We start from the raw sequence: 12,241 nt of genomic DNA, 5'->3' as shown, positions 1-12,241 counted from the left end.
CACGGCCGGACGCGATTCCTTGTCCAACTTGTGATAATCCGCGATCCATTGTGCATTCACGCAGGCCAGAGCGCTACCAGGGGTCTCGATCGAGCCCCGCGGACGCCTCCTCGCGGCGTGAAATGCCTCTCGGCGGCGATTCGACTTTCGGACCATTTGGCCTGGTGGCACTCTATGGGCCGACGGTGGTCCGCGGTGGGCGCCACGCCCGCCCTCAGCGGCCTTCGTGGCACGCCGTCGAACCCAGGGTGATGCTGCGGCAAGGGAGCTGACGGGACGATGACACTGGCCAGGTCGGAGACCGGCACGCCCGCGTACGCCGTCCTCGGCTTCACCACCAGCGGGCTGGACCTGGAGAACGACACCGTCCGCGACCTCGCCGTGGTCCGGCTCGACGAGGCAGGCGGCCTCGTCGACGAATGGGGCACCACGCTGGACGACGGCACGTTCGCCGACCAGGGCACGCACCTGCGCGGGCTGCTGTCGCAGATGGCCGTGGTCACGCACAACGGACGCCTGGGCGTCGAGATGCTCCGCCGTGTCATGACCCGCTCCGGATGGGACGTGCCCACCATCGCGCAGGTCACCACCCTGGAGGCCAGCTTCAGCTACCTGCCGCGCCTGAGCCGGCGCCGGCTCGTGGACTGCTGCACGGCGGCCGGGGTCGCCGGGGCCGGCACCGACGCGAACGGGCAGGCGCGGGCCACGGCCGAACTGCTCGTACGGTTCATCGACGGCGCCGGCGGTGTCACGCCCACGCACGAGCTGACCGGGGTCACCCTGCGTGCCTGGGTGTACCCCTGGCCCGAACGACCCGCCCGCGCCGCAGCGCCCCGCCCGCGCCCCACGTTCTACCGGTTCGTCGAGCCGGCCACGCCGACCGCCTCACTCCGGCACCTGAACGAACGACAACTCGCCGACGGCGCCGCGGACACCACCGGGCACGAGCACGCGTACCTGACCATGCTCGCCGAGGCTCTCGCCCAGGAGCGGCTCCCGCAGCCCGAGCCCCCCGCCCGGGGCGGTCGCACCGGCCGCGACGAGCCCGCGGGAAACCCCGCCCTGCGGATCCTGCACGAAGCCGCGGCCCTCCTGCGGGTCGGCGACCCCACCGAACTGCACCGCGCCTTCATCAACACCCTGATCGCCCAGGCGATCGAGGAGGACCGCTACGCCCAGGAGGAACGAGGCGAACTGTTCCAGCTCGCCTCACTGCTCGGCGTGCCGTGGTCCGTGGTGCTCGAACCCATCGTGGAGGCCACACCCGTCGACTTCCCGAAGGTCGTGGACAACACCGGCAGCAGCGCCCGCCCGGCCGTCGCCACCGGCGCCGGTCCCAAGGCCATCCGGGCCTGGGCCGCCGCCAACGGCTACGCCATCGAACCCGAGGAGAAGATCCCCTGGGACGTGGTCCGGGCGTTCGAGGAAGCCCGCGACGCGCAGAACTGAGGCGCCGCGCCCGCTCACGCGCCGGGGTACCCCTGCGGGTTCGCCGACTGCCACCGCCACGTGTCCGCGCAGATCTCGTCGATCGTGCGGGTCGCCCTCCAGCCCAGCTCCGTGTTCGCCCGCGCCGGGTCCGCCCAGAACGCCGCCAGGTCTCCCGCCCGCCGCGGACCGACCTCGTACGGCAGCTCCTTGCCCGTCGCCCGCTCGAACGCGTGCAGCATCTGCAGCACCGACGTCCCCGTCCCCGTCCCGAGGTTGAACGCCCGTACCGGCTCGGCCAGGTCCCCGAGATGCTCCAGGGCCGCGACATGCCCCTCGGCAAGATCCATCACGTGGATGTAGTCCCGCTCGCACGTCCCGTCGGCCGTCGGGTAGTCGTCGCCGAACACCGTCAGGCGCTCGCGACGGCCGACGGCGACCTGGGCGATGAACGGCATGAGGTTGTTCGGGATGCCCTGCGGGTCCTCCCCGATCTGCCCGGACGGGTGGGCGCCGACAGGGTTGAAGTAGCGCAGCAGGGCGACCTTCCAGCCCTCGTGGACGGCGGCGACGTCGGACAGGACCCGCTCGATGACGACCTTGGTCTGCCCGTACGGCGAGGACGCGGACAGGTACTCGTAGTCCTCCTGGTACGGGACGGGGGCGTTCTCGCCGTAGACGGTCGCCGAGGAGGAGAACACGAACTTCGAGACCCCGCTGCGCTGCATGGCGCGCAGCAGCGAGAACGTCGCGTCGAGGTTGTTCTGGTAGTAGCGCAGCGGTTCGGAGACCGACTCGCCCACGGCCTTGAACCCGGCGAAGTGGATCACGGCGTCGATCTGCTCGTGCACGAACAGCTGCTCGGTCTTGTCGGCGTCCGTGAGGTCGAAGGCGTGGAACGGCACGTGCTTGCCGCTGAGCGCCTCCAGGCGTCCCTGCACGGTGGGCTTGCTGTTGGAGAAGTCGTCGACGACGACGACGTCGTGCCCCGCGTCGAGAAGGGCGAGGACTGTGTGGGAGCCGATGTAGCCGGCACCGCCGGAGACAAGAACGCGCATGGCGGCAATGTACCCGGGTCCGCCCGCATCACGCGGGCGGACTTCGCGCTTCGGCACCGTGGATGTCATCCTTGACCCACACCTCTCTTCTCCGTGTGTCGTCCGCCCACCCGCGACCCACGCCACGGATCTGCCTCTGACGTTCGCTTCACCGCACGACGAGTCCCGTTCGTACCGTTTCGACCGTGCCGTTGGACCGGCCCGGCCGATGCGTGGTGCCTGCCGGGACCACAGGAGGAAAGACCCTTGGCTCTGCCCAGCCCCAGCTACACCATCACCCTGCGCGTGGAGGTTCCCGCCTCGCAGCGCGCCACCAGCACCGTGGTCGGCGCGGTCGCCGATGCGGGTGCCGCCGTGACCGGCGTCGACATCGCCCACTCCACGCACGAGGGCCTCGTGGTGGACGTGACCTGCGATGCGATCGACGGCGACCACTCGGACCGCATCGTCGCCGCCCTCGACGCGCTGCCGGGCGTGCGCGTGCTCAAGGTCAGCGACTCCACGTTCCTCATGCACCTGGGCGGGAAGATCGAGGTCTCCACCAAGGCGCCGATCAGGAACCGCCGCGACCTGTCCCGCGCCTACACGCCCGGGGTCGCCCGCGTGTGCGAGGCGATCGCCCGCCGTCCCGAGGAAGCACGCCACCTGACGATCAAGCGCAACACGGTCGCCGTGGTGACCGACGGCACCGCCGTGCTCGGCCTGGGCGACATCGGCCCGGCCGCGGCACTGCCCGTCATGGAGGGCAAGGCGGCACTGTTCAAGGAGTTCGGCGGCGTGGACGCCTGGCCGGTCTGCCTGGACACCACGGACACCGAGGAGATCATCCGCACGGTCAAGGCCCTCGCGCCCGTGTACGGCGGCGTGAACCTCGAGGACATCGCCGCTCCCCGCTGCTTCGAGATCGAGGCCCGCCTGCGCGCCGAGCTCGACATCCCCGTCTTCCACGACGACCAGCACGGCACCGCCATCGTGGTGCTCGCCGCCCTGATCAACGCGTTGAAGGTGGTGGACAAGAAGCTGCCGGAGGTGCGCGTCGTCGTCTCCGGCGTCGGAGCCGCCGGCAACGCGATCATCCGGCTGCTCAAGGCCCAGGGCGCCCAGCACGTCGTGGCGTTCGGGCGTTCGGGCGCGCTGCGGGCCGACAGCCTCAGCGGCGACCCGCACCGTGACTGGATCGCGCAGAACACCAACGCCGAGGACTTCTCGGGAACCCTCGCCGAGGGCCTGCGGGGTGCGGACGTGTTCATCGGCGTGTCGGCCGGCAACATCCTCACCGGCGCCGACGTCGCCACGATGGCCGAGGACGCGATCGTCCTGGCGCTGGCCAACCCCACACCGGAGGTCGACCCGGCCGCCGCGAGCCAGAGCGCGGCCGTGGTGGCGACCGGCCGCAGCGACTACCCGAACCAGATCAACAACGTGCTGGCCTTCCCCGGCCTGTTCCGCGGCCTGCTGGACACCGGTGCCTCACAGATCACCACGGAGATGCTGCGCGTCGCGGCGGTCGCGATCGCGGACGTCGTGGGCGAGGACGAGCTGAACAGCGCCTTCATCATCCCCGGCGTGTTCGACCACCGCGTCGCCGAGGCCGTGGCGGGTGCCGTGCGCAGCGTCAGCGGGAACTGACCGGGCGCGCCGGGCCGGATCGGCCCGGCGCGTCGCGGGCCGGCCCGTCCGGCATGCCCGACTAGTCTTCCCGCGTGGCCTACACCGAGACCCGCACCGACCGCACCGGACGCACCGTCCACGTGGGCCGGTACCGAGTGGACGGACGGCTGCGCAGCACCCGGCAGATGTCCTCCCGGCGCGAGGCGCTCGCGACCGCGAGGCGCCTGGAGGAGGCGGGCAAGCGCGGCGAGTGGGTGGATCCCGCGGCCTCCCGCATCACGGTCGCCGAGTGGTTCGAGGCCTGGCAGGCAGGCCGTGCCGACCGCGCCCCCCGCACGCTGGAGGCGGAGCGGGAGCGGTTCCGTTCGCTGGTGGCTCCCCGCTTCGGGGGCGTGCCGCTGCGGCAGGTCGTGCACGAGGACGTGACGCGCTGGTCGGCGACGATGGCCTCTCCCACCACGGGTGAGGCCGCCTCCGCGGCGCGCCGGCGGGACGCGATGCGTCTGCTGGTCGCCCTTCTGGATGCCGCCGTCGATGCCCGCCGGCTTCTGGCCAACCCGGCCCGGTCGGCGTCGGGCAAGGTGACGGCACTCCCCCGCGCCCCGAAGACGAAACCTCACCGCTACCTGAGCCACGAACAGCTGCGCCGCGTGGCCGACGCCGCGGGCCTGCCCGGAACGCCGGCGCGCACCCTCGTCCTCCTGACCGCTCTGACGGGGCTGCGCTGGGGCGAGGTCAGCGCGCTGCGCGTGTCCGACGTGGACCCCCTGCGTGCCCGCCTCGGCGTGACCAAGGCCTACACCCGTCTCGACGACGGCACGCTCCTGCTCGGGGACACCAAGACGCACGCGCGGCGCGAGGTGCCGCTGCCCGCGGTGGTGGCCGACGACGTCGTCGCGCTCACCGGTGGCCGCGTGCCCGGCGATCTCCTGTTTCCCGGGGCGACGGGAGCCCCGCTGCGCCGTGAGAGTTTCGACCGGTCCGTGTTCCGGCCCGCCGTGCGGGCCGCGGGCGCGGCGGTCTCGCTGATCGAGGAGATCCTCGGGGCGGCGGTCGCCCGCGGTTCCGGGCGCACGGGCCGGTCCGACGACGGTGCCGGGCCGGCTGACGTCCCCGGCCTGCGCACCGCCGGACGCACCGTGTACGACGACGTCCTGGCGGGCCGTGTCCGTCGCCTCCAGGCCGACCACGGGCTGGAACCCACCGGAACGTGCGGGCCGGAGACCTGGGCCGTGCTGGCCGAGCTCGACAAGGCACACCGTGACGGGCTGACACGCGGGCAGAAGGTGTCCCGCACGCGCCTGCTGGCGACGCTGGCGCGCACCACTCTCGCCCCCGGTGCGGAGGACTTCGACACGCTCACCCTGCACGATCTGCGGCACACCGCCGCGTCGCTGGCGATCGCGGGCGGGGCGAGCGTGAAGGCGGTGCAGCGCCTGCTCGGTCACGAGTCGCCGATGCTGACCCTGTCCACGTATGCGGGCCTGTTCGAGGACGACCTGGACGCGGTGGGCGAGGTGATGTCGGCCGGGTTCGCGGCGGGGGCGCCGGGCACCGTGCCTGACGCCGCGCCTGCCCGGCTGCGTGCCGTGCCCTCCTGACGGGACGCCGCGTGCGCCGGGGGCTCGGGCGCCGGCGGCGCGGCGGCCTTCAGCCGAGCACCTCCTCGAACGCCCGCAGCACCGGCCGGCCGGGTCGGGGGTCGAACGTCGCGAACGTGACGTGCGTGAACCAGGGCCGGGTCCGCAGCGCGCCGGCGAACGCACCGGCGACCTCGTGGGGGTCGTTGCCGAACACCCCGCAGCCCCAGGCTCCGAGGACGAGGCGTCGCAGGCCGTGGCCGGCGGCCACGTCCAGCACCCGGGCCGCACGCCGCGCGAGAGCGGACGGCACCTGGGCCGCGTCCTGGGGTGCGTTGCGCTCGACGGCGCCGCGGTTGGGTGCGGCCGCGGTGAGGAACGTGACCGCGTACGGCTCGGGGAGCAGGGCGCCGGCGTCGTCCCGGAACACCGGGACCGACGGGGAGACGATCACCCGGTCGCTGTACAGGAGGGACTGTTCGCCGCGGTGGTGGTCGTAGAACTCGGGGACGGTGTTCTGGCAGGCGTACAGGCCGGAGCTGCGGGCGAGCGCCTCCTCCTGCGCCTGCGCACCGTTGAGGAAGCCGCCACCGGGGTTGCGGGCGGAGGCGAACACGAGGCAGGCGGCGCCGGGGCCGAGCCGCCGGGCGGCCTCGAGGCTCGTCTCCCCCGTGACCTCGATCCGGGCGGGCGCGGGAGCCGGCTCCGGCGGCGCCACGGTGTCGCCGGGCAGGACGAGGCGGGTGTCCGCGGCCGCGCGGGTCAGGGCCGGGCCGATCTCGACCTCTCGCCCGTCGAGCCGGTAGGTGCCGCGTTCGATGATGTCCATGGTCTCGGCCGCGACGGCGCGACGTCGCTCACGGTTGCGGGTAGGTGATGCTGTCACGGTCCCATGGTGTCGGAGGGGCCGGCGGGGGCCGAGCGAATATTTCCGGCGTGACGTCGTCGCGTTCGCGCGGGCGGGCCGCCGTCATGCCGGCGACGAGCACCGCGTACTCCTCCGCGGCGCCCGCGGCTTCCACGGCGCCGGTCAGCCGTCGTCCGGGCGCGGGTCCGCGGCGTGTTCGTAGGCGTCGGCGGCGCGGCCGAAGTAGTCGAGGAGAACTTCCTGCTGCTCGGTGGTGTAGCCGCGCAGGATCTCGCCGATCCGTTCCCGGGCCGGTGCCATGACCTCGTCCAGCCGGGCCGGCGTGCCGACGGACTCCACGATCACCTTGCGGCGGTCGCCGGGATCGGCGGTGCGGCGCACGTAGCCGGCCTGTTCGAGGCGGTCGATCAGCCGCGTGGTGGGGCCGGTGGTCAGTCCCGCGCGGGCGCCGAGCTCGCCCGGGGTCATGGATCCGGCCAGCTCGAGGATGTTGAGTGCGTACAGGTCGGTGGCGCCCAGGCCGCAGGCCTTGGCGCTGGCGTGCCCGTGCAGCAGTACCGCGCTCAGGTAGCGCCGGTAGAGCCGCGAGGCTTGCGCGGACGTTGACATCGGGTCACCCTGTCCCTATTCTCTTCCTCTAGGAAGAGACTGCTCGAACGAAGAAACTGTGTTGCGGAAGATTCTACGGGAGCGGGTGCCCGTCCGGCCACCCGCTCCACCGTCCACCCGCAGCAGCACCCCACCCGGTCCACCCACCCCACCCGGTCCAACCCAAGGAGCGCCTTTCATGAACGCCGCCGAGCTCACCGCCGAGATCACCGCAGTGCTGCGCCGCAGCCAGGACGCCTGGGACCGGGGCGACGGCGCCGCCTACGGCGCCTGCTTCACCCCCGACGCCACCGACGTCACCTTCGTCGGAACCGTCTACCGGGGCGCCGAGGCCATCGGACGCGCCCATCAGGCGCTCTTCGACAGCTTCCTCAAGGACACGCGCCTCCACACGGACGTCCTCTCGGTCGATCTCCTCACCCCCGACGTCGCCGTCGCGGTCACCAGCGGAGACGTCGCCAGGAAGCGTCCCCGGCACCTCGGCAAGCGCGCCACCTACACCCTGGTCCGCGACGCCGAGGGCACCTGGCGCATCGCCGCCGTCCAGAAGACGAAGCACAACCGCCTCATGGAGGCGATCTCCTTCGCCCTGCAGCCCGCCACAGCCCCCGCGGGCCGGGTGGACCGGCACTGATCCACGCCGGCGATCCGACGTCGCCACCGCCCCCGCGACTCCTCACCCGCGCCGCGGCACCGGAACCTGGTCCAGATCGCGCGCCACGGTGAGGCCGCCGTCGAACGCCTCGCGAGCCTCGCGCTCGAACTCCAGCGCCCCGCTGCCGTCGGCCGCCTCGTACCGCTGGGAGAAGTGCGTCAGCACCAGGTGCCGCACGCCCGCCTCGGCCGCCACCCGCGCGGCCTGAAGCGCCGTCAGGTGCCCGTGCTCGGCCGCGAGCCGGGCGTCACGCTCCAGATAGGTCGACTCGATGACCAGGAGGTCGACGCCGTCGGCCAGCTCCCCCACCGCATCGCACAACCGCGTGTCCATCACGAACGCGAACGACTGCCCCCGCCGCGGCACCGTCACCTCGTCCCGGTGCACGACACCGCCGCCCGGCACCGTCACCGAGCCCTCGCGCCGCAGGCGCCCGACGTCGGGCCCCGCAATCCCGCGTGCCGCCAGCCGTTCCGGGTCGAACGACACCGAGTCCGCCTCCTGCAGCCGGTACCCGAACGTCTCGATCCCGTGGTCCAGCCGGCGCGCGGTCAGCCCCACGTCCGCCGCCGAGGGCCGCTCTCCCGGCACGCGCGGCACCGAGACCGCACCGGACGGCAGCCGACCGGACGGCAGCCGACCGGCCGCAACCAGCGGGCTCTCGGACAGCGGCTGGAGAGCGAGGCGCTCGCGGTGGAAGAAGGCCGTCGCGTCGCACAGGTTGCGCACCCACGACTCCCCCGAGGCGGGGAAGCTGATCGGCACCGTGTGCGGCACGCTGTCCAGGCTGATCCGCTGCACGACGCCGGCCAGGCCGAGACTGTGGTCGCCGTGCAGGTGGGTGAGCGCGATCCGGGTGAGGTCCGAGGCCGCGACGCCGGCGCGGATCAGCTGGCGCTGGGTGCCCTCGCCGGGGTCGAACAGGATCGCCTGGTCGTCCCAGAACAGGACGTACCCGTTGTGGTTGCGGGTGCGGGTGGGTACCTGGCTGGAGGTGCCCAGTACGACGAGCTCACGGGCGGCGGTGCGGGTCACGGCCTGATCCTCCCGCGGCGCAGGTGCGGGATCCAGCTGAATCCAGCCGCGTCGCGGCGGGGCCCGGGCCTGGCAGCGCTCGTTCCCTGACGTGCTCGCCCGGTGGGGCGCGGTGCGCGTCGGCGTCCGGAATCAGCGCAGGTCACAAGGCAGATCAGCCGGATTCGAGTGCTCACCATATGCACATCAGAGGTGTCGAGCGGGCTCACGACCCTCAGATTTCGGTGTGTTCTCAGGGCTCTCTCCATAGCCGACACCCGCTCTATGAAAGCGGGTGTCGGTGGTGTGAGGGCGGTAGTAGCAGTAGTATTGCGCTACTACCACTACTACGATCGGCCGCCGAAAACTGGGATCCCCCGGGACGGCGGCACGACACGAGAGGAATCCGCGTGCGCGACAAGGAACGCGTCGTCGAAGCCATCGAGGCGCTCGCCGCCGAGGGCATCTCCCCCACCGTCACGACCGTGCGCGAGCGCGCCGGCTGCTCCAACGCGGCTGCCACGCGCTTCCTGCGCGAATGGCGGGAGGACCGCGCCGCACGCCAGGCGGACGAGACCGAGGCCGACACCCCGCCCGAGGCCGTCACCCGGATCGCCCGGCGCGGGATCGCCGCACTGTGGCAGGAGGCGGTCCGCCGGGCGCGCGAGGACCACGACGCCGAGCTGGCCGGGGCGCGGGACGCCCTGGAGCGGGCGGGCCGGGACGCGGACGAGCTCGCGCGCTCCGTCGACGACCTGACCGCCGAGCTCACCGAGGCCCGCAGCACGCTGGCCCACCTGCGTGAGCAGCTCGAACACGCCGAGGAGGCGCGCGGCGCCGCGGACCGGGACCGGACGGCCGCCCAGTCCGCCCGCGCCCGCGCCGAGGGTGAGGTCTCCGCCGTGGAGAAGACGCTCGGCGAGGCCCGCGACGAGCTGGCCCGGGTGCAGGCCGCGATGACCGGCGTCGAGCAGGCGCGGCGCGACGTGGAGAGCGCGCGAGCCACCGCGGACCGGGAGCGTGCTGCGGCCGAGGCCGCTCATGCCCAGTCGCAGGCAACTCTTGCCGCGCTGCGCGAGAACCTGGACCAGGCCCGCGAGGCCGCGGCGGCCTCCCGGGAGGACACCGGTGTGGCGCGCGAGGAGGCACGAGTGGCACGTGAAGCCCTGGAGGTCGCTCGTGACCAGGCCGCCCGTGAGGTGGCCGCCGCGCAGGGCCGGCTCGACGCCGAGCGTGATGCCCGCGCCCAGGCGGAGGCTGCCCGGGGTGCCGCCGAGGCGGAGGCGTCACGTCAGGCGGTCGCGGCCGCCCGGCTGGAGGGGGAGGTGGCAGCCCTCCGCCAGACCCGGCCGGACGGGCCGGGTGAGCAGGACGTCTCCGTCGTGGCGGGGCCGGATGCCTGAGCGGGAAGGTCTCCTGACGTGGGCAGGACTGCGTGGAGCAGTGCCGGGAGGTGTCGGGCGGGCGCCAGCCCGGAATCCTCCGGGCCGGCCGGCTCGACGGCACTCGCTCCGATGTCGGTGTCTCGTGCTGTGATGAGCACTCCTGCCCCTGCTGCACCATGGAGAACGACATGAGCCTGCGCGGATTTGCCACGATCAACTACTGGGCGGACGACGTCGGGTCGGCTGCCGCCTGGTATGCGGACCTGCTGGGAACCGAGCCGTACTTCTCCCGGCCCGGTCCGGACGGGCGGCCCGCGTACGTCGAGTTCCGCATCGGCGACCACCAGGCCGAGCTCGGCCTGGTCAGCCGGGCGTTCGCGCCGGCGGGCCTGCCTGACCTGCCCGGCGGCGCGATCATGTACTGGCACGTCGACGACCTGCCGGGCACCGTCGAGCGGCTCCTGGAGAAGGGGGCCACCGAGTACCAGCCCGTCACCCCGCGCGGTGACGGCTTCGTGACCGCGGCCGTCGTCGACCCGTTCGGCAACGTGCTCGGGGTCATGTACAACGCCCACTACGTCCAGATGGCCGGGTAGCGCGAGAGGCCCGGGCCGGCAGGTCGGCGCCCCCGGCGCCCCCGGTGCGGTCCCCTCGCGTACCGCACCGGGGGCAGGCAGGCGCCGTCCCTTCCCGCTAGGCTCGTGCCTCGTGACTCACCAGGTAGAACGCCTGCTACTGGGGATCGAGGAACAGATCGCGCACCGTTACGTCGAGGTGCCGTTCGACGTGTCCGGCGCCCACGCGATCGAGGTGCGCGTGTCCTACGACCGGCACGCCGCGTCGATCGAGCTGGGCTGTCGCGACCCGCAGCGGTGGCGCGGATGGTCGGGTACCGCACGCGACGGCTTCGTCATCCGGCCCACCCGGGCCACTCCGGGCTACGAGCCGGGCGGCCTGCCGGACGGCGGCTGGGCCGTGGTGCTGGGCCTGCACTCCGTGACGGCCGACCCGATTCCCGTGACCGTCACCGTGGTCGTGAACGACGACGCCGCGGACGTCGAGCCCGAACCCCCTTCGCCGCCGGCGCCGACCAACCCTCGTGCGTCCCAGCGCGGGCTGCCCGCACCCGAGGGGCTGACCTGGTACGCCGGCGATCTGCACACCCATTCCACGCATTCGGACGGGAGCCTGTCGCTGCACGAGCTCACGGCCGCGGCGGCCACGCGCGGGCTGGACTTCCTGGCCGTGACGGACCACAACACCGTCTCCCATCACGCCCATCTGCCCGAGGCGGCCTCCCGTTACGACACGTGCCTCCTGCCGGGCCAGGAGGTCACCACCGACGACGGCCACGCGAACGCTTTCGGCGACGTCGGCTGGATCGACTTCCGGGCCCCGGCCGAGCAGTGGTCGCGTCAGACCGCCGCTCGCGGCGGCGTCATGTCGGTCAACCACCCCGTCCAGGAGGACTGCGCCTGGCTGTCGGACCTGTCCCACGACGCCCGGGCCCGCACGGCGCTGGAGCTGTGGCACATCTCGTGGTTCCTCAGCCCGGCGGCCCGCGCCCCGTGGGCCTTCCTGAAGGAGTGGTCGCGGGGCGGGGAGCCGCCGGTGCTGCTGGGCGGGTCCGACTTCCACACGCCCGAGGCGGGGTTCCCGCCGGGGACACCGACCACCTGGGTCGCGGCGGCCGAGCGCACGCCCGAGGCGATCCTGGAGGCCGTGGCCGCCGGCCGTACCGCGATCGCGCGGTTTCCCGGACCGGGTGAGCCCGTGCTGCTGCGCACCGGGGGCGACCTGATCGCGGTGGACGCGGACGGCGCGGTCCTGGTCGACGCCGAGGGCCGGCGCCGCCTGGTGCGCGGGGAGCGTACGGTGTTCCGTCCGGGGACGGGGCCGCATCACCTGGAGGCGGTGGACCGCACGCTCCTGGCGGTCTGTCCCTGAGCGGGCCGGGTGCCAGGGCTGGGTGCTTTCGGGGCTGTCTCTTATACACATCTCCGAGCCCACGAGACGGAGCTACATCTCGTATG

11 protein-coding genes are annotated in these 12,241 nt (G+C 73.1%); 7 read left to right on the top strand and 4 right to left on the bottom strand.

Annotation, left to right across the window (positions count from 1 at the left end; genetic code table 11):
• Positions 1-279: 279 nt before the first annotated feature.
• Complete coding sequence (locus tag HGK34_RS15675; protein ID WP_201849109.1) at positions 280-1,449, top strand: Lsr2 family protein; 1,170 nt, start codon at positions 280-282, stop codon at positions 1,447-1,449.
• A 14-nt stretch (positions 1,450-1,463) separates the two neighbouring features.
• Here HGK34_RS15675 and galE read toward each other — a convergent pair whose 3' ends face one another.
• Positions 1,464-2,486 carry a UDP-glucose 4-epimerase GalE gene (gene galE, locus HGK34_RS15670; RefSeq protein ID WP_201849107.1) on the bottom strand — a complete coding sequence of 341 codons (1,023 nt, stop codon included), beginning with the start codon at positions 2,484-2,486 and terminating at the stop codon, positions 1,464-1,466.
• Positions 2,487-2,732: 246 nt separating this feature from the next.
• Between galE and HGK34_RS15665 the strand changes: the two genes are divergently transcribed.
• Together HGK34_RS15665 and HGK34_RS22845 are read left to right on the top strand one after the other, a co-directional pair.
• The gene (locus HGK34_RS15665; RefSeq protein WP_201849105.1) at positions 2,733-4,115 is read left to right on the top strand and encodes an NAD-dependent malic enzyme; all 1,383 of its coding nucleotides are present in this window, start codon (positions 2,733-2,735) and stop codon (positions 4,113-4,115) included.
• 74 nt (positions 4,116-4,189) lie between these two features.
• Positions 4,190-5,698 carry a tyrosine-type recombinase/integrase gene (locus HGK34_RS22845; RefSeq protein ID WP_307816002.1) on the top strand — a complete coding sequence of 503 codons (1,509 nt, stop codon included), beginning with the start codon at positions 4,190-4,192 and terminating at the stop codon, positions 5,696-5,698.
• A gap of 49 nt (positions 5,699-5,747) precedes the next feature.
• Here HGK34_RS22845 and HGK34_RS15655 read toward each other — a convergent pair whose 3' ends face one another.
• On the bottom strand, positions 5,748-6,563 hold the full coding sequence (locus HGK34_RS15655; RefSeq protein WP_307816001.1) for a TIGR02452 family protein: 816 nt from the start codon (positions 6,561-6,563) through the stop codon (positions 5,748-5,750).
• Between the two features lie 144 nt (positions 6,564-6,707).
• Entirely contained in the window at positions 6,708-7,154 is a 447-nt protein-coding gene (locus HGK34_RS15650; RefSeq protein ID WP_201849103.1) for a MarR family winged helix-turn-helix transcriptional regulator, read from the bottom strand.
• A 178-nt stretch (positions 7,155-7,332) separates the two neighbouring features.
• On the opposite strand from HGK34_RS15650, the gene HGK34_RS15645 reads away from it, so the two are divergent.
• Positions 7,333-7,788 (top strand): SgcJ/EcaC family oxidoreductase, encoded by a 456-nt coding sequence (locus HGK34_RS15645; RefSeq protein WP_201849100.1) that lies wholly within the window; start codon positions 7,333-7,335, stop codon positions 7,786-7,788.
• A gap of 42 nt (positions 7,789-7,830) precedes the next feature.
• Here HGK34_RS15645 and HGK34_RS15640 read toward each other — a convergent pair whose 3' ends face one another.
• Positions 7,831-8,844 carry a ribonuclease Z gene (locus HGK34_RS15640; RefSeq protein WP_201849093.1) on the bottom strand — a complete coding sequence of 338 codons (1,014 nt, stop codon included), beginning with the start codon at positions 8,842-8,844 and terminating at the stop codon, positions 7,831-7,833.
• A gap of 389 nt (positions 8,845-9,233) precedes the next feature.
• Between HGK34_RS15640 and HGK34_RS15635 the strand changes: the two genes are divergently transcribed.
• From HGK34_RS15635 to HGK34_RS22840, 3 genes are all read left to right on the top strand, one after another.
• A complete protein-coding gene (locus HGK34_RS15635; protein WP_201849091.1) occupies positions 9,234-10,226 on the top strand; it encodes a DNA-binding protein in 993 nt (330 codons plus the stop codon).
• A 170-nt stretch (positions 10,227-10,396) separates the two neighbouring features.
• A complete protein-coding gene (locus HGK34_RS15630) occupies positions 10,397-10,804 on the top strand; it encodes a VOC family protein (RefSeq protein ID WP_201849089.1) in 408 nt (135 codons plus the stop codon).
• A 112-nt stretch (positions 10,805-10,916) separates the two neighbouring features.
• Positions 10,917-12,155, top strand: a complete 1,239-nt coding sequence (locus tag HGK34_RS22840; RefSeq protein ID WP_201849087.1) for a CehA/McbA family metallohydrolase — start codon at positions 10,917-10,919, stop codon at positions 12,153-12,155.
• The last annotated feature ends 86 nt before the right edge of the window (positions 12,156-12,241 follow it).

The sequence above is a fragment of the Myceligenerans indicum genome, assembly GCF_016742955.1.
Lineage (GTDB): Bacteria > Actinomycetota > Actinomycetes > Actinomycetales > Cellulomonadaceae > Myceligenerans > Myceligenerans indicum.
The sequence above is the reverse complement of the archived record's forward strand: the minus strand, read 5'-3'. Positions and strand labels throughout refer to the sequence as shown.

What these genes read in the sequence shown, in the direction of transcription:
- HGK34_RS15675 (WP_201849109.1), top strand. Translation starts at nt 280, where the DNA reads ATGACACTGGCCAGGTCGGAGACCGGCACGCCCGCGTACGCCGTCCTC.
- galE (WP_201849107.1), bottom strand. Translation starts at nt 2,486, where the DNA reads ATGCGCGTTCTTGTCTCCGGCGGTGCCGGCTACATCGGCTCCCACACA.
- HGK34_RS15650 (WP_201849103.1), bottom strand. Translation starts at nt 7,154, where the DNA reads ATGTCAACGTCCGCGCAAGCCTCGCGGCTCTACCGGCGCTACCTGAGC.
- HGK34_RS15645 (WP_201849100.1), top strand. Translation starts at nt 7,333, where the DNA reads ATGAACGCCGCCGAGCTCACCGCCGAGATCACCGCAGTGCTGCGCCGC.
- HGK34_RS15630 (WP_201849089.1), top strand. Translation starts at nt 10,397, where the DNA reads ATGAGCCTGCGCGGATTTGCCACGATCAACTACTGGGCGGACGACGTC.